General features: G+C 34.0%; 19 protein-coding genes. 9 read left to right on the top strand and 10 right to left on the bottom strand.

From position 1 onward, the window contains the following. Positions 1 to 120: 120 nt before the first annotated feature. From L3049_RS03920 to L3049_RS03905, 4 genes are all read left to right on the top strand, one after another. Positions 121 to 711, top strand: a complete 591-nt coding sequence (locus L3049_RS03920) for an RNA polymerase sigma factor (protein ID WP_275108484.1) — start codon at positions 121 to 123, stop codon at positions 709 to 711. A gap of 112 nt (positions 712 to 823) precedes the next feature. Further along, the gene (locus tag L3049_RS03915) at positions 824 to 1063 is read left to right on the top strand and encodes a hypothetical protein (protein ID WP_275108483.1); all 240 of its coding nucleotides are present in this window, start codon (positions 824 to 826) and stop codon (positions 1061 to 1063) included. A gap of 104 nt (positions 1064 to 1167) precedes the next feature. Beyond that, positions 1168 to 2022, top strand: a complete 855-nt coding sequence (locus L3049_RS03910; protein ID WP_275108482.1) for an SPFH domain-containing protein — start codon at positions 1168 to 1170, stop codon at positions 2020 to 2022. A 9-nt stretch (positions 2023 to 2031) separates the two neighbouring features. Further along, entirely contained in the window at positions 2032 to 2217 is a 186-nt protein-coding gene (locus L3049_RS03905; RefSeq protein ID WP_275108481.1) for a type II toxin-antitoxin system antitoxin, read from the top strand. A gap of 10 nt (positions 2218 to 2227) precedes the next feature. Here the strand turns inward: L3049_RS03905 and L3049_RS03900 are convergent, their stop codons facing one another. The 5 genes from L3049_RS03900 to L3049_RS03880 form a co-directional block, all read right to left on the bottom strand. Then, positions 2228 to 2872, bottom strand: a complete 645-nt coding sequence (locus tag L3049_RS03900) for a hypothetical protein (RefSeq protein ID WP_275108480.1) — start codon at positions 2870 to 2872, stop codon at positions 2228 to 2230. 122 nt (positions 2873 to 2994) lie between these two features. Further along, positions 2995 to 4197, bottom strand: coding sequence for a 6-phosphofructokinase (locus L3049_RS03895; RefSeq protein WP_275108479.1), 1203 nt, complete (start codon positions 4195 to 4197; stop codon positions 2995 to 2997). 129 nt (positions 4198 to 4326) lie between these two features. Next, entirely contained in the window at positions 4327 to 4986 is a 660-nt protein-coding gene (locus tag L3049_RS03890; RefSeq protein WP_275108478.1) for a DUF4159 domain-containing protein, read from the bottom strand. A 3-nt stretch (positions 4987 to 4989) separates the two neighbouring features. Then, positions 4990 to 5691: a 16S rRNA (uracil(1498)-N(3))-methyltransferase gene (locus L3049_RS03885; protein ID WP_275108477.1), complete on the bottom strand. Its 702-nt coding sequence runs from the start codon at positions 5689 to 5691 to the stop codon at positions 4990 to 4992. 80 nt (positions 5692 to 5771) lie between these two features. Further along, positions 5772 to 6965, bottom strand: a complete 1194-nt coding sequence (locus L3049_RS03880) for a Pycsar system effector family protein (RefSeq protein WP_275108476.1) — start codon at positions 6963 to 6965, stop codon at positions 5772 to 5774. 181 nt (positions 6966 to 7146) lie between these two features. On the opposite strand from L3049_RS03880, the gene L3049_RS03875 reads away from it, so the two are divergent. The 4 genes from L3049_RS03875 to L3049_RS03860 all read left to right on the top strand — a co-directional run bounded on the left by L3049_RS03875 (position 7147) and on the right by L3049_RS03860 (position 14648). Further along, on the top strand, positions 7147 to 8079 hold the full coding sequence (locus L3049_RS03875; RefSeq protein ID WP_275108475.1) for an SdiA-regulated domain-containing protein: 933 nt from the start codon (positions 7147 to 7149) through the stop codon (positions 8077 to 8079). Positions 8080 to 8120: 41 nt separating this feature from the next. Then, positions 8121 to 11738 (top strand): BamA/TamA family outer membrane protein, encoded by a 3618-nt coding sequence (locus L3049_RS03870; protein WP_275108474.1) that lies wholly within the window; start codon positions 8121 to 8123, stop codon positions 11736 to 11738. Positions 11739 to 11768: 30 nt separating this feature from the next. Then, entirely contained in the window at positions 11769 to 12170 is a 402-nt protein-coding gene (locus tag L3049_RS03865) for a response regulator (protein WP_275108473.1), read from the top strand. Between the two features lie 114 nt (positions 12171 to 12284). After that, entirely contained in the window at positions 12285 to 14648 is a 2364-nt protein-coding gene (locus L3049_RS03860; RefSeq protein WP_275108472.1) for a type IA DNA topoisomerase, read from the top strand. A gap of 199 nt (positions 14649 to 14847) precedes the next feature. Here the strand turns inward: L3049_RS03860 and L3049_RS03855 are convergent, their stop codons facing one another. The 5 genes from L3049_RS03855 to L3049_RS03835 form a co-directional block, all read right to left on the bottom strand. Then, positions 14848 to 15414: a YdeI/OmpD-associated family protein gene (locus L3049_RS03855; protein WP_275108471.1), complete on the bottom strand. Its 567-nt coding sequence runs from the start codon at positions 15412 to 15414 to the stop codon at positions 14848 to 14850. 735 nt (positions 15415 to 16149) lie between these two features. Next, positions 16150 to 16653 carry a SixA phosphatase family protein gene (locus L3049_RS03850; protein WP_275108470.1) on the bottom strand — a complete coding sequence of 168 codons (504 nt, stop codon included), beginning with the start codon at positions 16651 to 16653 and terminating at the stop codon, positions 16150 to 16152. A 36-nt stretch (positions 16654 to 16689) separates the two neighbouring features. Continuing rightward, positions 16690 to 18783: a polyphosphate kinase 1 gene (gene ppk1, locus L3049_RS03845; protein WP_275108469.1), complete on the bottom strand. Its 2094-nt coding sequence runs from the start codon at positions 18781 to 18783 to the stop codon at positions 16690 to 16692. Between the two features lie 104 nt (positions 18784 to 18887). After that, on the bottom strand, positions 18888 to 19343 hold the full coding sequence (locus L3049_RS03840; RefSeq protein ID WP_275108468.1) for a hypothetical protein: 456 nt from the start codon (positions 19341 to 19343) through the stop codon (positions 18888 to 18890). A 117-nt stretch (positions 19344 to 19460) separates the two neighbouring features. Continuing rightward, positions 19461 to 20582 (bottom strand): aldose epimerase family protein, encoded by a 1122-nt coding sequence (locus L3049_RS03835; protein ID WP_275108467.1) that lies wholly within the window; start codon positions 20580 to 20582, stop codon positions 19461 to 19463. A gap of 155 nt (positions 20583 to 20737) precedes the next feature. Between L3049_RS03835 and L3049_RS03830 the strand changes: the two genes are divergently transcribed. Next, a complete protein-coding gene (locus L3049_RS03830; RefSeq protein WP_342753430.1) occupies positions 20738 to 20965 on the top strand; it encodes a YwbE family protein in 228 nt (75 codons plus the stop codon). The last annotated feature ends 30 nt before the right edge of the window (positions 20966 to 20995 follow it).

Below are 20995 nucleotides of genomic sequence, written 5' to 3'. Positions count from 1 at the left end.
AAATCTCATTAAAAATTAGTTTATTGCATATTGTAAGACATATTTATTCACCATCAATTAAAAAAGGAGATCTGCTTATCGAGTAATTTTTACACTGTTTAATTTAAAATAGCTGTGAAATTGAGAAAAAATAATCCTACCGATTATGATCTCGTTAAGCAATTCATTGATGGTAATCATGATAGTATTGATGTGCTAATAACCCGTCACCGGGATAGAGTATATACGTATATTTATCTAATCGTAAAAAATCATCAGCTTTCCGAGGACTTATTTCAGGATACCTTTATAAAGGTAATCCGATCGCTCCGTATGGGCAAATATCAAGACAATGGTAAATTTTTAGCTTGGGTGCTGAGAATTGGTCACAATTTAATTATCGATCATTTTCGAAAAGAAAAGCAAAATAATACTTTTTCGAAAGACGATTATGAATTGGATATTTTTAACTCTTCAAAATATTGTGAAGGGAATTACGAGGATGAACTGATTCGAGATCAGATTCATTCAGACATTCGTAGTTTGGTAGATGAATTACCAGATGATCAGAAAGAAGTTGTTATTCTTCGACACTATAAAGGTTTGAGTTTTAAAGAAATTGCAGACCAAACAGATGTGAGTATTAATACTGCCCTTGGCCGAATGAGGTATGCTTTAATTAATATGAGGAAGACAATTGAGGATCGAAAGATGAGTTTGACCTTCCAATAAAAAGGATATGATATAATTAGACTGAAAAGCTTAAGTTTTTCAGTCTTTTTTGTTTTTGGATAATAAAAAAGTTTGTAGCGCGTTATAAGGGAAATGAAAATTTTATTTGCCTATGGATAATGTTTATACTCTTTTTAAATTAGACTGTAAAAATGCTGGACAAGAAATCTTTAATCTAATGGATCGAATAGGTGATTCTGATGTTTTTGAATCTAATGATTTGATTGATTATTTAGATAAGCATAGGGTTGATGCAAAGTCAAACCTTGTCCATCGTATTTTGGGATTTCGTCAATCCACTAAAAATGTAAATCTGAAAATTCCAGATCTTGCAGAAATCACATTAAACTAATAAGAAGGCTGAAGTAATTTACTTCAGCCTTTTTTTTTGCTTCTTTTTTCTAATTTAAAAAATAGTTGTATATTGATATCAAAATGATATCAAACTAAATAATTATGAAAGAAGAAAAGAGTTATTCTGCAAAATCCGGATTTTTAATGGTTTTCCTTGTTCTTACTATGCTGGTAATTGGTATTTTCGGATTGGTACTAATAAAGAATCCGTTTTTTGTTATTCTAATTCCTTTGGTAATAGGATGCATTCCTGGTTTTACGATCGTAAATCCAAACGAAACTTCGGTTTTGGTACTGTTTGGAGCCTATAAAGGAACTATTTTAGGCAATGGTTTTTTCTGGGTTAATCCATTTTTTTCGAAGAGAAAAGTATCTTTGCGAGCACGCAATCTTGATAGTGATCCGATAAAGGTGAATGATAAGATAGGTAATCCAATAATGATTGGTGTTGTTCTGGTTTGGAGAGTTAAAGATACCTATAAGGCAACTTTTGATGTTAATGATTATGCGAATTTTGTAGCAATCCAATCAGAGGCAGCAATTCGAGGTATGGCTGGATCGTATCCATATGATAATTTCGAAGATGAAATGGCAGAAATTACACTACGATCAGGAGGAAATGAAGTAAGCGAACTATTGGAGAGAGAGCTGTCTGAGAGATTGGCAATTGCTGGTATCGAAGTGATGGAGGCTAGAATTAATTACTTAGCATATGCAGCTGAAATTGCTGGAGCAATGTTGCGTCGTCAGCAAGCAACTGCTGTCGTAGCGGCTCGATTCAAAATTGTAGAAGGTGCAGTAAGTATGGTTGAAATGGCTCTTGAGCAATTGAAAGAAAAAGATGTAATTGAACTTGATGAGGAGAAGAAAGCTACAATGGTGAGCAGTTTAATGGTTGTTCTTTGCTCAGATAAAGATGCTACACCTGTTTTAAATACAGGTAGTTTGTATCAATAATTATTTAATATGGCGAAAAAAAAATCCTTTGTTTTGCGTTTAGATCCAGAAATCTACAAGAAATTGGAGAAGTGGGCTGCTGATGAATTTCGGAGTTCCAATGGACAAATCGAATGGATTCTTAATAAGGCTTTGAATGAATCGGGTCGAAAAAAAGATAGTGGGGCAACGGATGCCGACAAATTAGATAAATAAAAAAAGCCCTTTAAGAGGGCTTTTTTAATGATTTTCGCATTATAGACTTTCCATCTTGCAAGTTAGATTCAAATCCCATTTTCTCCATGTACTTAAGATTTGCGCCTGTATCGCAATAAACAGAGTTAATATCATGTAAATGCAAAATGTTGCTTAATTGCTTGTATAGGTAACTTCCAACCTTAAAATCTCGATATTGAGGTAGAGCATAATCTAACTCGATACGTAATTCCTGTTTTTGCAGCGTCCCAATAAAAATCCCAGCTACTGCCATATCTCTTAATACGAACATACCAAGTTGACCTTTCTGCATTGTAAAATCAGGAAAAAAACCATTGATGTCTTTTTTGTAAAAATCTAGAAAGTGCATTAAAAGCTCATCGTTCTCTTTAATCTCAATGATTTTAAAATCTTCTACACGCTTATACATTTTTCGAAGATTGTACAAGTTTGCGCATACAATAAGGAAGTTCATAATCCCTACAGGAAGAGAACCAATTAAAAAACCATAAGTAGAAAAAAGTATTGCACCAGCCAGATTGTACCAGCGAAGTTTAACAATAGAAGTCATTGTTAAGGATACCAATACCAAAACAGATGCGGCATAACCAATCCATTCCAGTAATTGGATGCCTAAGAAATTATATTCCAACATATTCAATTTATTTGTAATGTGTTACAACAAACAGAGGATTCTAAAATGGTTTGGGGGTGCTTCTAAATGAAGAAACCTTCCGAGTCCGAAAGGTTTCCCAAATGTAATAAACATTTTGATATCTACAATCCTGTCATTAAAAATAATGGCTGTAATTCGAAACTATTGTATTTTGGTCTCAATCGATCAACATTGTAATAACGATCGACATCAACTAGCTTTTTTGTACTGGTTACGATGTCAATTGGAGCATTATCGTATCGACCATTTCGTAAAGTAATTAATCTACCATGTATCCCTTTAATAATTAAATCGAGCGCAAGATTCCCAAATGCCATTGGCACGATAGAATCTATTGCATCAGGATCACCACAACGAACCATGTAACCTAATTTCTGATTGATAACATTTATGGGTTTTGAATTGTTATACTTTGGTGATAATAGCTTCAGGTTTTCGGATACTCGGTCGCCAATACCACCTAGTTTTTTGTGCCCATAATCATCCATTACATCGTCTTGGAAAATCATTTGTTCACCAGAAAAACTAGCTCCTTCCGAAATAAGAACAACAGAATATCGACTTGGATTTGAGTAGCGATCCTGAATCATTAATTCAGTCAGTCGTTCAATGTCAAAATCGTATTCAGGAATTACGCATCGATTTGCAGCACCAGCCAATGTTGGTAGGATCGCTGTAAATCCAGCATATCGTCCGAAAACTTCAAGAACAAGTAAACGTTCGTGCGATCCTGCAGAGGTTCTTAAACTGTGAGTTAAGGATATTGTTCGAGTAATACATGTACTAAAGCCAATGCAGTAGTCTGTTCCTGGAACGTCATTATCCATTGTTTTTGGAATGGCTATTACTTTAAATCCTTCTTTGTAAAGCCGTACCCCATAACTTAAGGTGTCATCGCCACCAATAGGAATTAAATAATCAATATTCAGGAATGCTAAATTTGCTAAGACTTCTTCTGTTAGGTCGTTAACATCCTCGTCGTATTTTTCTTTTAAATGTATAGGAATTCTCTCTCTTGCCGTTTTTGAAGGGTTAACTCTTGAAGTATGTAAAAAAGTACCACCTGTTCTACCTACTTTATTGACCAATTCTTCGGTTAATACTTCATAGTTTTCACTATTATCAACTTTTTTATCACGTACTAAATCTATCAATCCTCTCCATCCTTTACGGATTCCGATTACTTTATACCCTTCTCTTAACGCACGAATGGTAACAGCTCGTATTGCTGGATTTAATCCGGGTACATCACCACCGCCTGTTAGAATTCCAATTATTCCCTTCGTAGCTTTAGATCCTGTCATAGTAATAAAGATTAAGTGACTGAAAACAATGTAATATCACTATAAGATATCATTTTGTTAAGGAAAATTCAAACGGAAAGAGTAGGATGTTTGGCTTAGCTTCAGAAAATAAGGTAATTAAGAATAAGTCTAATTACTAAATGCATAAGAAATTATATTGGCTCCCATCTTTAAAGCCTTCTGATGATTGGTGTATGTATCATTATGAACAGATGGATTTTCCCATCCGTCACCTAAATCACATTCGTAAGTGTAAAAACAGACTAGTCTACCTTTGTGAAAAATACCGAAGCCTTGGGCTGCTTTACCATCATGTTCGTGAATTTTTGGAAGGCCTGTTGGGAATTCGTAGGTCTGGTGATAAATAGGATGAGAGTAGGGGAGTTCTACCAATTCATCATTTGGGAAAACCTTTTTTATCTCTCTTCTAAAATAGGCATTTAGGCCATAGTTATCGTCAACATGCAAGAATCCACCACCTTCAAGATATTTCCTGAGGTTAATTACCTCTTGATTGTTGAATACGATATTGCCATGACCAGTTAGATGGACAATAGGGAAAGAGAATATTTCAGGACTACTTACTTCTATAGTTTGTGGCTCCTTGTGAATGTTAGCAATTTGATTTTGATTACAGAATTCAATTAAATTGGGCAAGGAACCTGGGTTTGCATACCAATCACCACCACCATTGTATTTTAATAATCCGATACGGATAGTTGTACTCTGGCCTGAACAACAAAAGCTGATTAGAAGGAAAATGGCGATATGAATTGCTTTGTTTTTCAAATTTTATTGATTTTCTAGGCTTACAACATTACATGCAACAACACCGGCTGTTTCGGTTCTTAGGCGACTTTCGCCTAATGAAATTTCTTTAAATCCATTTTCTTTAGCCAATTGTACTTCATCTATTGAAAAATCTCCTTCTGGCCCAATTAAAATCAATACATTTTGTTTTGCCTGATAAAGATTTTTAAGGTGAGTTTTTTCACCTTCATTGCAATGTGCAATATATTTTTCACCATCGAAATTAGCTGTTACTAAATCAGAAAACTTAGTTAGTTCATTTAAAACAGGATGATAGGCTTTTAATGACTGCTTAACAGCTGAAGTTATAACTTTGAATAAACGCTCGTGCTTCACCACTTTTCGTTCGGAATGTTTGCACAATAGAGGAGTGAATTCACTGATTCCTATTTCAGTGCATTTTTCCATAAACCATTCTGTTCGATCGATGTTTTTTGTTGGAGCAAGAGCGATATGCAATTGATAATCTAACTTGCCAAATTCGTGTGTCGTTTCAACACATTCAACTGTACATCTTTTCGGATGAGCATCAATTATTTTGGCTTTGTAAAGACTTCCTTTACCATCTATTAGGTGAATGATATCTTCCTCTTTTAATCGAAGTACGCGAACGCAATGTTTAGATTCAATTTCATCCAATTGATAAAACTGATCGCTTATATTGGGTGTGTAAAATAAGTTCATAAGTGTTCCAAAGTAAGAATAACATGAAGTTGCAAAGTTAGTTCATGTATTTCTTTTGAAGAATATTTTTTAGATAAAAATTACCAAATCATAGGCTGATAGATAGCTGCCATAATAAACGTTAATACAGATACAATTAATCCATACATAAATATTGTATAGGATATTCTAAGAAGACGGTATTTTTTACCCAATACTTTTCCTAGGTAATATTGATCTTTTATCAAGCTATCGTAAAGTTCATCGTAATCTGTCATTACGCCTTTAAGGGCTGTAGAGTAGTCTGTTAGTTCCATTCGGTGGAAGTTCCCAAAAAACATTAAATTCACTCTCTTTTTCTTAATGTCTTCTTCTGAAAAGGTTCCGTCGGTAACATTTGGCCTTGTTGCTAAAACCGAATAAGTAATTGTAAATAGGCAGACAATAAGTAGAATAATGCACGGAATTATAAAGTGGGGCACATCCATAATATTTTTGAAGATAAAAAAGATCGCCGAGATAATTATTGAATTCACAGAGATCATTAAATTGGCCTTTTTATCAGCAATAGAACTCAGGTTAATTTGATTTCTTGATGTTACCTTAAACATGGTTTCAATGCCACGTTGAGGAGTTTTAAGTTTGTAATTTTGCTGTTCCAATTTACCAACCATTTCGGTTAGTTTTTTGATCTCTTTATTTTGATAGCCAGCAACTTTCTCTACAACTTTTTGGTAATTTACCTCTTTCTTTTTAGCAAGAGTTTTTTTTCCATAATTGGTATGGTAATGATGCTCTTTTAAGAATCTTAAGGTTTCCTCCCAATATATTTTAGGACTAATTTCATGCTGTAAAATCGCATTGCGTTCTTCTCTAAGTTTTTCGGATGTTTTTAGGTAGTTCTTCGAAGATAAATGATGTAAATCAGCATCGCAAAGTACATTGCAAACTTTTTCATCACATGGCAAATGAGGTATTTTGGTATGCGATATAGCATCTGTAACTTGCTTGACTTTTTCTTCAGGATAATTTTTCTCTTCTAGGAAATTTTTAGCGTGTACAGCACTTATCTTTTCATGCTTCGCAAAATTTTCATAGTATCCAGTATCATGAAACCAAGCGGCAATAATTAGAATTTCCATTTCTTCTGGAGAAAGACCAGTTTCTAATCCAATTTTTTTTGCCTGTTTAACCACATTTTGAGTATGTTCCAAATTGTGGTATGTAAACATAGCTTGATGGCCGTTTTCAATTAAATTGCTTGCAAATGCTTCGGCTTCATGTATGATATCCATTTCTCTTTTTCTTTTTCTGAAATTACTTCTTGAAATTGTAGTGAATAAATATAATCATTATAGCGGAAACCGATTTGAAATTTTGGGATTAATGCACTCCTTCCCTCTTTTTTATTGGGAATTGCTCCTTATTTGTGTAATTTTATGTTCCCGATCAATTTTTTATACAGACCTGAAAATAATGATGAAATATTTATTTTTTAGCCTATGCTTAATTGCTGTTCTTACTTTTTATACTTCCTGTGCTCAAAAAGCAGAAGAGTTCAAAATGATTTATGAATTAGAGGAAGGGTATAAATTTCCTTATGCCATTTATGAGGCAGATAAGAAATTTGAATTAAAAGAGGATTTACGTGAAATATCTGGACTTACCTATTATAATGATCATAGTTTATTGTGCGTTAATGATGAAAAGGGGATAATCTATAAATATCATTTGGAGAAAAAAGAAATATCTAAGAAGTATCATTTTGATAAATCTGGTGATTATGAAGGGATAGAATTAATTGGTGATAAGGTGTATGTTTTGCGGTCTGATGGTGCGATATTTGAAGTGGATCATTTTCGAAAAAAGAATATTAAATCAGTAAAAAGCAAAACTGTTCTCGATGCAGGAAATGATACCGAAGGTTTGGCCTATGATGCCCAAAATAATTCTTTGTTGGTTGCTTGCAAGGGGAGTCCTGGAGATGATAGAAAATTAAAAGGGAAAAGAGCAATTTATGAATTTTATCCAGGTGAAAATAAAATCTCCGATGCTCCAAGATTCTTAATTGATCAGGATGAAATAAGAAAAACCCTAGAATTTAATGCATATACGATATTTTCAGTTAAATTATTGGAGAAAGTAAATCCTTCCGAAGGAGATGTTACTTTTCAGCCTTCTGCAATTGCTGTACATCCAATTACTGGGAATTTATATGTTATTGGTTCGGTTGGAAAATTGTTGGTCGTTTTAAATCCAGAAGGAAAACTCTTGGCGATTGTGAAATTAAAACGGAAGTTATTTCGTCAACCAGAAGGTATTTGTTTTGCTCCTGATGGACGTATGTTTATATCCAATGAAGGAAAAGGATCAAAGGCTAATATTTATGAATTCAATTATTTGAAGTAGTTGTGCGAATGCTCTTGTAATTTGAAAAAATACGATTACACATGAAAAGAATAATTATTATATATATCTGTGTATTATTATCAGCGGCAGCTGTTTTTGCACAAAAAAAGGATCTGACGCAGAAACCTTCTCAGGTTTTACTTGATCATTCGATCTTCTTTGTTGGCGATATTGGAGAAGGCCCGATTATCGATGCGAACATCGATATGTTGAAGCGTCAAATGAATGAGGTGAATGAAAAAGGAACAGTTGTATTTTTAGGAAATTCAATTTCGAAAGAGTATGCAAAAGAAACTGTTGAAGAAATCGATTCAGGAGATCCACATTTAGTGAGTTTACTAAATTCGGTTAAAGATTTTTCTGGAGAGCTAATTTTTATTCCAGGAGAGAAAGAATGGAATCAGGGCAGAAAGCATGGTTGGGAAGCCTTAATGAATTTAGAAACATTTGTTGAGGATTATCTTGATAGAGGAGATGTTTTTCTTCCATCAGGTGGATGTCCTGGGCCAATAGAAATTGATTTAACAGATGAAGTTGTCTTGCTAATTGTTGATTCTCAATGGTGGTTGCATTTAGGAGATAAGCCAGAGGCCGAATGTGGATTAGAGAATACGTCTGACTTTTTAATATTACTTAGCGATGCAATAAAGAGGAATAAGAACAAGAAGATTGTTTTTGCTTCGCACCATCCCGTTTATAGTGCAGGAAATCATGGCGGTAATTTTGCTTTCCCAGGTCCTGTTGAATTGTATCGTAAATTGTTCGGAACACCTCAAGACTTTGCTTACCCTTTTTACAAGCAAATGCGATATATGGCACGTAAAATTGGTGTTGGGCACGATAATTTGATAAGTGTTTCTGCTCACGATAATAGCCTGCAATTTGCTAAAAAAGATGGATCATTTTTTATTGTATCTGGTTCTGGAAGCAAAAGTGAATACGTATCTCAGAAAAAAATGGATGTGGCTTTGCGTGAAGTTGGGTTCACACGTTTAAATTTTTATTCGAATAATGAAGTTTGGCTAGAGTTCTGGACGGTGGGTGAGAATGGAAATAAAGAAGAGCATTTAGCTTATCGTGAGAAATTATATACCAAAGATGTACCTACTGCTGAAGATTTACTTGAAAAGTACAAAGAGATTTGTTTTTCAGATAGTACAATTACCATTGCAGCAAGTCAGCTTTATAAAACAGATAGTAAATTAAAGTTAAAGTTTTTTGGTACGAATTATCGAAGGGAATGGGAAACGCCAATTCAGGTTCCTGTTTTTGATATTGGAAAAGAAAAGGGCGGATTGAAAATAATTAAACGAGGAGGAGGACAACAAACTCGCTCCTTAAGATTGGAAGCTAAAGATGGAAAGCAATATGTGTTGCGATCAGTTGAGAAGTACACCGAAAAAGCTATTCCAGCCGGTCTTCAAGGAACTTTAGCTGCTAAAATAGTACAAGACGGAATTTCAGAATCTTATCCTTACGCAGCTTTAGCAGTTCCAAAAATGGCTAATGCAGTTGGCGTTTATCATACCAATCCTAAGATTGTGTATGTGCCTGATGACCCGCGTTTGGGAATTTATCAAGATAATTTTAAGAATGAACTTTTCTTGTTTGAAGAACGACCTAAAGGAGATATGTCTGGATGGGACAATTTTGGTAATTCCAAAAGTATCTTGAGTACGGATAAATTACTTGCCAAAAGATTTAAGAATTCAGATTTGCGAATTGATGAAACAGCAGTCCTTAGAGCGCGATTGTTCGATATTTTCCTAAATGATTGGGATAGGCATGATGACCAGTGGCGTTGGGCAAGCTTTGAGAGAGAGGGTAAGATCATTGCAAAACCAATACCTAGGGATAGAGATCAAGTATTTTTTTATAGCGATGGTGTAATTCCTAAGGTAATGCGTCGTAAATGGTTGATCCCAAAATTTCAAGTTTTCGATTCGATTGTTGAAAATGTGGTTGGCCTAGGGTTTAACGCGCGTTATTTCGATCGTAACTTTTTACAATCCAAAGTAAAAGAAGATTGGATTGCTATGGCTGAAGAACTGAAATCGAAATTATCTGATGAGGTAATTGAAGAATCGGTTAAAGGTTTGCCAATTGAAGTATATGAAATATCAGGACTGGAAATAACAGCGAAATTGAAAGCTAGAAGAGAACAATTGACAGATTTAGCTGAAGAATTTTATTCTTTTTTGGCAAAGGATGTGGATGTTGTCGGAACAAATGATCAGGAACAATTTGATATTAACTGGTTGGCCGATGGACGATTAAAAGTCGAGACACATCGATTAAGCAAAAAAGGAAATAAGAAGGATCTTCTATACAGTCGAACATTTAAGAAAGAAGAGACCAATGAGGTTAGAATCTTTGGATTAGATGGAAAAGATAGGTTTGAATTGAAAGGAAATAAAGAGAATGGAATAAAATTGAGAATTATTGGTGGAAAAGGAAAAGATAAATTTAAGCTGAAGGATACCAAAAGACGAAATCTAAGTTTATACGACAAAAAGAAAACAAATATTAAAGGGAAGGGACAGTTTAAGAATAAACTGGGGAAAAGTTCTGAAGTAAATAACTACGATCGTAAATCCTTTAAATACGATGTGGTAAGTCCTGGCGTGAACCTTAATTTTGTAAGTGACGATGGATTGATTTTAGGTGCAGGAGTAAATGTAAAAAAACAAGGATATAATAAAGAACCATATGGAGCACTGCATAAATTTATTGCCAATTATGCTTTTGCATATCCTTCTGTCGAAGTAAAATACTCAGGAGAATTTAGAGAGGTTTATAGAAAAACGGATTTCTTAACTGACGTGCATTACAATACGCCAAATTTTCAAGGGTATTATTATGGTTTAGGAAATGAGACAAAGAACATCAAAAGTGATGATGATCGTTACAATAGAATCAGAATGGCTCGATTTGAGTTTAATTCTAGCTTTAGGAGATGGCTTGGTAAAAATCACAGTATTGCCATTGGTGCCTTTTATCAGCAATTAAAATTAAAGGCCACACCAGATCGATTTGTTACCGATTTTTCAAATTTGGATAACAATTTAAATTCATTAACAGATTTTAGCACAAGAAAATATGTAGGTCTTAAGGTAAGCTATTTGTGGGATTCTCGTGATAATAAGATAGTTCCTTCGCGAGGTATTTACTGGTCGTCTTCATGGAAATACTATAATGGATTAAAAGATAATGATCGTGATTTTCAAAAAATGGAAACCGATTTACGAATGTACTTGAGTTTTGGCAGGCCACAACGAACCATTTTAGCCATGCGCTTCGGTGCTGCACACAATACAAAAGGCTACTCTTTTGCGCAGGCAAATAGATTGGGCATAAAATCGAATTTAAGAGGATACCGACAAGAACGTTTTGCAGGAGATGATATGGTTTATCAAAATACAGATTTGAGACTTCGTCTTGCACGTTTTAAGTCCTATTTGTTAAACGGAGAATTTGGAATTCTTGGATTTAATGATTTTGGTCGTGTATGGGTTGAAGATGAGAAATCGAATGAATGGCATCATGGTTATGGTGGTGGATTTTGGTTAACACCTTATAAGTTAATGGTGGTAACAGCTAATTTTAGTCACTCAGTTGAAGATGATATATTCTCAATTGAATTTAAATATATGTTTTAAATAGTTTTGCAGATAAAAAAAGCGAAAAAAATGAATGACGAAAAGCCAGATTTGAAAGATGGCCGAATATTATTGGTTGAGGATGATTTTGTAAATGGTAAGATTATATCGCGCCTGCTAGAGATGGACAATATCCCAACCGATTGGGTTAAAAATGGGAAAGAAGCGATTGACTTTTATCTTCAGAACAAAGATTCCGTCTTGATGGTTTTTATGGATTTACAAATGCCCATAATAGATGGTTACAAGGCAACTGTAGCGCTAAGAGAAAATGGTTTTAAAAGACCGATTATAGCTATGACTGCTAATGCTTATTGTGATGAAAAGACCAAATCAAAAGAAGCAGGAATGAATGATTATATCTCGAAACCTGTTTCGAAAATGGATTTGTTCATGATGATAGAGAAATGGGTTAATGTAGATAAAAAATAAATTTGATAGTAGTAATAGTAAAAACTACTTATTCCATTATTTTTGTAGACATAATTAGAAGTTATAGATTGAATAGTCAGGAATACCTAGCCTAAAAAATTAGAAGATTAACGGATGAAAGTTTGTATAGCCGAGAAACCAAGTGTTGCACGTGAAATTGCAATGATTTTAGGGGCTAAAAGTCAGAAAAATGGATACTATGAAGGAAATGGTTATCAGATTTCTTGGACATTTGGGCACCTGTGTACACTTAAAGAACCTGGTGAATACAATCTTAATTGGAAATATTGGCATTTAAATGATTTACCAATGATTCCGGGACGTTTTGCTATTAAAGTAATTGATGATACCGGTGTTCAAAAGCAGTTCGATGTTCTGGAGAAATTGATCGAAGGGGCTGAAGAAGTCATAAACTGTGGTGATGCTGGTCAGGAAGGAGAAGTGATCCAGCGTTGGGTACTTCATAAAGCAAAATGTAATGTACCAATTAAGCGTTTATGGATTTCATCTCTTACCGAAGAGGCAATACGTGAAGGATTCGAAAATTTAAGAGAAGGTAAAGAATTTGATCGTTTATATGCAGCTGGTTCATCGAGAGCAATTGGAGATTGGCTTTTAGGGATGAATGCAACTCGATTATTTACCCTTAAGTATGGTAGTGGTAAGAATGTTCTTTCAATAGGGCGTGTGCAAACTCCTACTTTAGCTTTGATTGTAAATCGACAGAAAGAAATCGATAATTTTGTTCCTCAGAATTATTGGGAACTTAAAACAGTATATCGTGATGTTACTTTTTCAGCAACGCGAGGGCGATTTGATAAGAAAGAGGAAGGTGTTGAGTTTCTTAGTAAGATAAAAACAGAACCTTTTGAAGTTGTTTCTTTTGAAAGAAAAGCAGGGAAAGAATTACCACCACAGCTTTATGACTTAACGTCTTTACAAGTTGATTGTAACAGAAAACTGAATTTGTCCGCAGAAGAAACTTTACGTATTATTCAGAGTTTGTATGAGAAAAAATTAACGACTTACCCAAGGGTTGATACCACATATCTTACTGATGATATTTATAAGAAGATTCCGGAAATTCTAAAGAAATTGACCCCATATAAGGAGTTTACTGAATCTTTATTGGGCGAAAAATTACGTAAATCTAAAAAGGTTTTTGATAATAAAAAGGTTACCGATCACCATGCTATTATTCCTACAGGAGTTCAACCAGGAGGATTACGATACGAGGAGAAACAAGTTTACGATTTGGTAACGCGTCGTTTTATAGCTGTGTTTTATCCTGACTGTAAAGTTAGTCACACAACAGTTTTAGGGCAGGTTACAAATATTGATTTTAAGGCAACAGGAAAACAAATTGTAGAGCCAGGTTGGCGCGTGCTTTTCTCGAAGGATAGTAATGTAGGAGAAGGGACAATTTTACCTGTTTTTGAAAAAGGAGAGAGTGGAGCACATGTACCTGATTTAGCCGAGAAGCAAACACAACCACCTAAATATTATTCAGAAGCGACATTGCTGCGTGCTATGGAAACAGCTGGTAAGCAGGTTGATGATGATGAGTTGAGAGAGCTGATGAAAGAAAATGGTATTGGACGTCCATCAACGCGTGCAAATATCATTGAAACACTTTTCCGACGTAAATACATCAAGAAAGAGAAGAAACGACTTGTTGCAACAGTTGCGGGTATTCAGTTAATCGATACCATTCAGAATGAACTTTTAAAATCAGCTGAATTGACAGGTATGTGGGAGAAGAAACTGAGAGATATTGAGCAAGGAGAATATGAAGTAGATCAATTTATGCTTGAATTGAAGCAAATGGTTGTTGGCATTGTCTGGGATGTGAAGTCTCGCAAAAATATCAGTCAAATAGAAGTGATTGATGAAGAAAAAGAAAAAGCCAGAAAAAAAGCAGAAGCAAAAGCAAAGCCAAAAGAAAAGAAAGAACTGTCTTGCCCGAAATGTAAGGAAGGTAAAATTCTAAAAGGCAAATCTGCCTGGGGATGCACCAATTGGGGTAATGATTGTAAAATTAGAATTCCTTTTGAATATGCAGGTAAAAAGCTAACCGACAAACAAGTGGAAGCCTTAGTTTTAAAACAAAAAACGCCTAAAATAAAAGGATTTGAGATTGATGGGAAAAAGCAAAATGGACACCTAGCCTTCGCTCCAGATTTTAGTATCGATTTTATTGGAGATGAGCCAGAAGTTTGGACTTGTCCTGTGTGTAAAACAGGTAGTTTGTTAAAAGGAAACGCTGCCTACGGATGTTCCAATTACAGGAATGGTTGTAAGTTTATTGTGCCATTTGTATTTATGGATAAAAAATTAACTGAAGCCCAAATAAAATCACTGGCCACACAAGGAAAAACTGGATTAATTAAAGGTTTTAAAGATCCACAATCGCAGGAAACAGTAAATGGGAAGTTGATTCTAGATAATCAGGGTAAAATTATCTTTGGGAGGCAGTAATCACTCCCAAGAGGATTACGGTCTCGCATGCTTACGATGGTGATTTATGGCTGCTACCTGACCAAATCTATTTACATTTATTATTTACTGTTACCGCACTTTTATTCTAACATAAACCAAGCATAATTAAAAGCGAAAATCCATTCAAGTGACTGATAGCCAGATGGTAGAAAGTGTATTTTGGCCTTAGTTTTTATTGTCAGTAGTACTTGTCAATTCCACCAAAGCCTTTAATCAGCTTATTTTCTTTCGTCTTTTCAATGAAGTTTTTCAAGCGTTTATTAAATTCATCAGGTCTTTTTCTTACACAGGCAATGTATGCAATTCTGATTCGTTTGTATGATTCTGAAAAATTTTGATAATTCTGCCAAACAGCTTTTTCCGACTTTAAGTACTTTATTATGTCTTTCGGAAAAACGAATTCTTGTTGAATTGTTTTTAAAACGTTGTTCTCAATTGACTTGTGAATCAAGTTGTTCTCAAAGAGCCACTTCAAGCGTTCTATGTTTGGCTGTGAGAAAGTCGAGTTTTTTCTTCGTTTACAAAACCTTTGAATAGTAGTCTCTTCGTTCAATGATTTAAGAGTACTGTCAATCCATCCAAAACAGAGGGCTTCTTCAACCGCATCATTATACAAAATACGTTCCTTACCTGTCTTCTTTAATGGATATTCTAACCAAATATCATCTTTGGCCTCAAAATTTGTTTCGAGCCACTTTCTCCATTCTTTTCTGTCAACAAAGTATTGAGTTGATATTTCGTTCATTTCTTTATTGTATGTACAGGGAGATCGTTTACAGTTAGCTTATCAATGCGCCAAGTAAGCAAGCCGATTAAATTTACTTTATTATAATTTTACAAACCCAATTGAATTGGCTTGCTAATCCCGACTCGTCTGGATTAATTGCACTAAATTTTCGGACTGCACATCAACGCCCATGAAAATTTTGCTTTTGTTGTAGGTAGTACGTTGTTAATCAATCCGAATTTCGTATTTTTTCACATGATCATTTTCCATTCATATTAATAACCACTTACTATCTATACCTATGAGACTTCTATTTGGACCTAAATAATATATCATGTCTCTTCCTGAGCTAAAAAAATAACCACAAATTGTTAATGGTTCTCCTAGTAAATCAATCACTTCTTTTTCCAATAAGCTAGCTAGTTGTTTTTTTTTCGATTAAATCGTCAATTAATTCTATCCTTTGGCTCTCGTTTAATTTCCAATTTTCTGAGTTGAATTTTCTATTTGGTGTGTTAGATTCATAAAACATTGTAAACACAAGAATAAATGGATAAATAGAAAATAGAAATAATGAAGAAATTATCAAGGTGATCCAAAATTCAACTTTTAAAATGGTGATACGTCTTTATATACCAACTTAACAAACAAGTAAGAGGCTGCTAAACAGCTAATAATCATTAATATTTTTATCTCAAAATTTATCTTTTGATCTTAAAGTATTACCTACAACTTTGAAATAAATTCAATAGCCTAGGCTTCCTTATATTTTTTAGGATATTCATAAAAGGAAAGTTTTCCAGTTCTAACCTCAATATCTTTCCATTCTTCGATGTTAAACTCAATACCAATTACGGTACAAGTTGGAACTGCTTCGTAAAATTCTTCGGTCAGATTAAATGCCAAGTATTCAATAGTAGGATTATGCCCAACAATCATAACTGTTTCATGATCTTTTCCTAATTGATCAAGCATGCCTAAGAATTCCTGCGTTGTAAAGCCATCATACAAATCATCAATTTTTTCTATCATTTCTGTCGGATATCCTAAAATATCCGCAAATAATAGAGTAGTTTCTATAGCTCTGTTAGCAGGGCTCGATATTATTAAACCAGGAATAATATCTTTTAAAAACAGCTTGTTAGCAATCAACTTTGAGTCATTAATTCCTCTCTCTTTTAGGCTTCGCTGATAGTCAGTAATATCGTATCGAATTACTTCTGTTTTAGCATGTCGAACAAGAATAAGTCGTTTCATGGGCTGTGGGGTTTTGTTTATTATTGGATCTGATTTTTATACATTTGTTTTGGGCTTTCTAACAATTTCTTTCTTGCTTAGGTATTGGGTAATTTCTAATTGAGATTGAATTAATTTTTCATTTCCATTTAATGGTATTGGAAGGTTATTTAGTTTGCTATCCAAAATGCGAGCGCTTACATTATCTTTCAATTGAATTTTGATAATATCTAAGACTTCTTTTTTGATTTTAGGATCCTGTATTGGAAAAGCACACTCGATTCTTCTGTGAAGATTTCGATTCATCCAATCGGCTGATGATAAATACAATAAGTCTTCTCCCTTGTTATGGAAATAAAAGGCACGCGCATGCTCTAGGTACTGATCAACAATACGAATTACCCTAATGTTTTTTGCGTAAGTTTTGTTAGGCTTTAAGCAACAAATACCTCTAATTATTAAATCTATTTTTACTCCCTTTTCACTAGCTTCATATAATTTAGTAATCATGTTTCTTTCCTGAAGGCCATTCATCTTAAGAATGATATGTCCTTTGCCACCGTTTTTTACATTTTCAATTTCTTGGTCAATTAAAGCTGCAAGTCCAGAGCGCAAATTAAATTTACCTACCATAAGTTTAGAGAACTCGTAGCCAGGAGTTTGGTTTTCCAAATAATCAAAAAGCTGCTTTAGTTCAGATATAATAAGCTCATCAGAAGTAAATAATCCATGATCAGCATAAATACGAGCCGTTTTTTCATTAAAATTTCCTGTACTTAAGTAGGCGTAGTCCTCTTTATCTTCTTTTCTGATGACTAAAGCAATTTTTGCATGAACTTTTAGCCCTGGCAAACTGTAAATGATTTTAACACCAGCCTTCGTCATTGTTCTTGCCGAATTCATATTAGCTTCTTCGTCGAATCTTGCTTTTAATTCAACAAGAACAGTTACTTTTTTTCCATTCAGGGCTGCATTAATTAATGCATTTACAACAGCAGAATTCTCAGCAACTCGATATTGTGTGGCCTTAATTTCTTCTACCTTAGGATCAAGAGCAGCTTCATTCAAAAAGCGAATGACATACTCATATGATTGATATGGGAAATGGAGAATATGATCTTTTTTACCTATGACTTTAAATATCGATTTGTTCACTTGTAAAGCTTTCACTTTTATAGGTGGAGTCGATTCCCGCTCCAATTCGGGGTGATTAGGATTTGGAAATCCAAAGAAGTCCTGAAAATTATGATAGCGAGCCCCCTTAACCATGTTATTGCCCACAAGATTAAAGGAATCTTTTAAGAATTTTAAAAAATCTTTAGGAATGCTTTCATCATATAAAAAGCGGGAAGGAGTACCAATCTCTCGCTTTTTTAGACTGTTTTCAATCATTTTAATCAAGTCTCCAGAGTATTCGTCCTCAATTAATAAATCGGCATCTCGGCTTAGTTTAAAGCTATAACTTGAATCAATTTTGTAGCCAGGAAACAAAACTTTCATCCTTTTCTTAATGATATCATCTAGAAACATGATGTAATGCTTACCATCTTTTTCTGGCAATTCAATAAAACGAGCAAAACGATGACTCGGAACTTTTATAATTGCATATCGTGATCTGCGAACCTTCGGCTCACCTTCTTCTTCTTTTTTACTTCGCTTTTTAAAGAGTTTCACTGCAATGTATACTACATTATTCTGTAGAAAGGGTTGTATTTGCTTTTTGAGTAAAAGCATTGGTTGCACGTGTGGCAATAAATTGTCGAGAAAGAAATCTTTAACAAACTGGTGATGTTCATCACATAGTTCTTCGTCACGATAGAGAATTATATTGTTCTCTTTTAGAGCTGGTATAATATCCTGAGTAAAAATCTGACCAAATTTATTTTGTTGGCGATCCACCTCGGCGTTGATGTTTTTTAGAATTGCATCTGGATTTTCTCTTAAATTTGACTTGTCTTCAGCAGGCAATTCGGTAAAGCGCTTGTATGTTCCCACACGAACTCGATAAAATTCATCGAGGTTAGAAGAGTAAATTGCAAGGAATTTTATTCTTTCGTAAAGAGGAAGATTTGCATTAGCAGCCTCTTCAAGAACTCGTTTATTGAAGGACAACCAACTTAAATCTCTATTAAGGAACTGATATTTTGGCATATGTAATTTGCTAAGGTGTGTTTATCTGTACAGATAAAAATAAGCAAATTTTTGCTTTCTATTATTAGAAAGTAGAACCTTGTTTTTATTGATTTAATTGCTTCTTAGGCTAGTTTAACATTAGCAAAATTTAGATTTCTAATAAATTGAGAAAAGTTTTCACCTTTTTTTACATATAATTTATGCTTTGTGCCATCTTCAAATTCGAAAGCTAATCTGGCATTTCGTTTCCATTCTTTTAATCGAAGATTCTTAATTTGGCTGTAATAATATTCTTTACCATCTATTTTTTTTCCTTTGTTATACTGGCTCCAAGATAGAATAACAAGAACGATTGATATAATAAGTGTACCGAGGAAAAATAGTATTTCCATATCGTTTTCATTTCTTTGAGCATTATAAAGATTAAGAGAACTCGATATAAGCAAAATTGGTAGAATTACAATAGGTACAATTATACTGTAAATATTCGTTTGAAAGCTGAGTTTAGTGTACGAAAAATAGATGTGCTCATTGGTAGAAAAACTAGCTTTTAGTACCTGATAGGATGAAGCTTCCATTTTAATCTCGAATTAAGTTATACAGGAAATAAGAATTATGTTTTGATAAAGATAATCAAAAAAACAAATTCAATTTAACGGTATTGTTAATTTATGATTAGAATGTTGTTTTCTTCACTATTCTAATCCAAACTGATAGGTGCAATATGAAGAGTAGCTTTCTCCTGCTTTTAAAATACAAGAAGGGAAGTGAGATTGATTTGGACTATCAGGAAAATGTTGGGTTTCTAAGCAAAGAGCTGTTCTTTTTTTATAAGCTTTTCCATTTTTTCCAATGTGAATTTTCTCGTTTAAATAATTGCCTGTGTATAGTTGCATGCCTGGTTCATTTGTAATTACATCCATATAAATACCAGATTTAGGTGAGCTAACTTTGGCAACAAACCGAATTCCCGATCCTTTTAATACAAGACAATGATCGTAACCATTCCCAAGCTTTAGTTGCTCGTTATTATCATTAATATGTTTCCCAATTGATTTAACATTTGTAAAGTCGAATGGTGTATTTATCACTGAATGAATTTCTCCTGTTGGCAAGCCTCCTTCTTTTATTGGTAGGTACATATCTGCATTTACACTTAAAAGATGATCAGTTATTTCCTCATTGCCTGCACCATTTAAATTAAAAAAGGAATGATGCGTTAGGTTGATAGGAGTGTCCTTGTCACAAGTTGCAGTATAGGAAATTTGCAGCTCATTTTTATCGCTAAGACGATAAGTTAGCATAACTGCAAGATTACCAGGATATCCTTCTTCACCATCTATAGACAAGTAATTCAATTGCAATTCCGATTCGGAAAGAAGAGTAGCATTCCATACTACATTGTGTAATCCTTTTACGCCACCATGTAAATGATTGTCGCCATTATTTTTAGTGAGAATGAAAGTGCTATCGTTTAGGTTGAATTTGCCTTCAGCGATCCTGTTTGCAAACCTTCCAATGCTAGCTCCTATGTATTGCGCACTTGCTTTTTGGTAATCGTCAATATTGTCATATCCTAAAACTACATCGGTATATTTTTCATTTTTATCTTTCACCCAAAGGCTAACGACTCGGCCTCCAAAATTGGTTATTTGGCAAGTTGCTCCTTCTGTGTTTTGAAGCTTAAAAAGGCTTACTTTCTTATCGTCAATTGTTATGTCAAATTTTCTTGCATCAACAAGTTTTATATTCGAATTGTTGTTTGTGCAAGATGAGAAAAGGTATACTATGCTTATTAAAAAAAGTAGTTTTTTCATGTTTTGGATATTGTGTTTTGGGATGTCTACGAAAGTAAAGATCCTTTATGATAATTGCAACCAAGCGAATAGGGAGCTAAGCACTAAATTTGAATTATCTTATCGATAATATGATAATCCGCAAAAAGGCTTTACTTTTACATAGAAGAGATCAAATGAAAATAGCATTATCTAAAAATATAGAAATGAACGAAGGAACAAGAAGAGAGAATATCAAGCCAGGTGTTACGGTTAAAATTGTTTTAAAGGCCGACCAGCGAAGTGGAAAGTTAACAGAAGGCGTTGTAAAAGATTTATTAACGAATTCGTCGATTCATCCACATGGTATTAAAGTACGATTAGAAGACGGGCAAGTAGGCCGTGTACAAGAGATTGTAGAGTAGAAATCATAAAATTAAACAGCTGATTTTACA

The sequence above is a fragment of the Labilibaculum sp. DW002 genome (assembly GCF_029029525.1).
GTDB classification, from domain to species: domain Bacteria; phylum Bacteroidota; class Bacteroidia; order Bacteroidales; family Marinifilaceae; genus Paralabilibaculum; species Paralabilibaculum antarcticum.
The sequence above is the reverse complement of the archived record's forward strand: the minus strand, read 5'-3'. Positions and strand labels throughout refer to the sequence as shown.

Coding starts and splice junctions, on each gene's coding strand:
- L3049_RS03900 (WP_275108480.1), bottom strand. CDS start 2,872: ATGTTGGAATATAATTTCTTAGGCATCCAATTACTGGAATGGATTGGT.
- L3049_RS03870 (WP_275108474.1), top strand. CDS start 8,121: ATGAAAAGAATAATTATTATATATATCTGTGTATTATTATCAGCGGCA.
- L3049_RS03830 (WP_342753430.1), top strand. CDS start 20,738: ATGAAAATAGCATTATCTAAAAATATAGAAATGAACGAAGGAACAAGA.
- L3049_RS03880 (WP_275108476.1), bottom strand. CDS start 6,965: ATGGATATCATACATGAAGCCGAAGCATTTGCAAGCAATTTAATTGAA.
- L3049_RS03915 (WP_275108483.1), top strand. CDS start 824: ATGGATAATGTTTATACTCTTTTTAAATTAGACTGTAAAAATGCTGGA.
- L3049_RS03895 (WP_275108479.1), bottom strand. CDS start 4,197: ATGACAGGATCTAAAGCTACGAAGGGAATAATTGGAATTCTAACAGGC.
- L3049_RS03905 (WP_275108481.1), top strand. CDS start 2,032: ATGGCGAAAAAAAAATCCTTTGTTTTGCGTTTAGATCCAGAAATCTAC.
- L3049_RS03910 (WP_275108482.1), top strand. CDS start 1,168: ATGAAAGAAGAAAAGAGTTATTCTGCAAAATCCGGATTTTTAATGGTT.
- L3049_RS03885 (WP_275108477.1), bottom strand. CDS start 5,691: ATGAACTTATTTTACACACCCAATATAAGCGATCAGTTTTATCAATTG.
- L3049_RS03840 (WP_275108468.1), bottom strand. CDS start 19,343: ATGGAAGCTTCATCCTATCAGGTACTAAAAGCTAGTTTTTCTACCAAT.
- L3049_RS03855 (WP_275108471.1), bottom strand. CDS start 15,414: ATGAACGAAATATCAACTCAATACTTTGTTGACAGAAAAGAATGGAGA.
- L3049_RS03835 (WP_275108467.1), bottom strand. CDS start 20,582: ATGAAAAAACTACTTTTTTTAATAAGCATAGTATACCTTTTCTCATCT.
- ppk1 (WP_275108469.1), bottom strand. CDS start 18,783: ATGCCAAAATATCAGTTCCTTAATAGAGATTTAAGTTGGTTGTCCTTC.
- L3049_RS03865 (WP_275108473.1), top strand. CDS start 11,769: ATGAATGACGAAAAGCCAGATTTGAAAGATGGCCGAATATTATTGGTT.
- L3049_RS03850 (WP_275108470.1), bottom strand. CDS start 16,653: ATGAAACGACTTATTCTTGTTCGACATGCTAAAACAGAAGTAATTCGA.
- L3049_RS03860 (WP_275108472.1), top strand. CDS start 12,285: ATGAAAGTTTGTATAGCCGAGAAACCAAGTGTTGCACGTGAAATTGCA.
- L3049_RS03875 (WP_275108475.1), top strand. CDS start 7,147: ATGATGAAATATTTATTTTTTAGCCTATGCTTAATTGCTGTTCTTACT.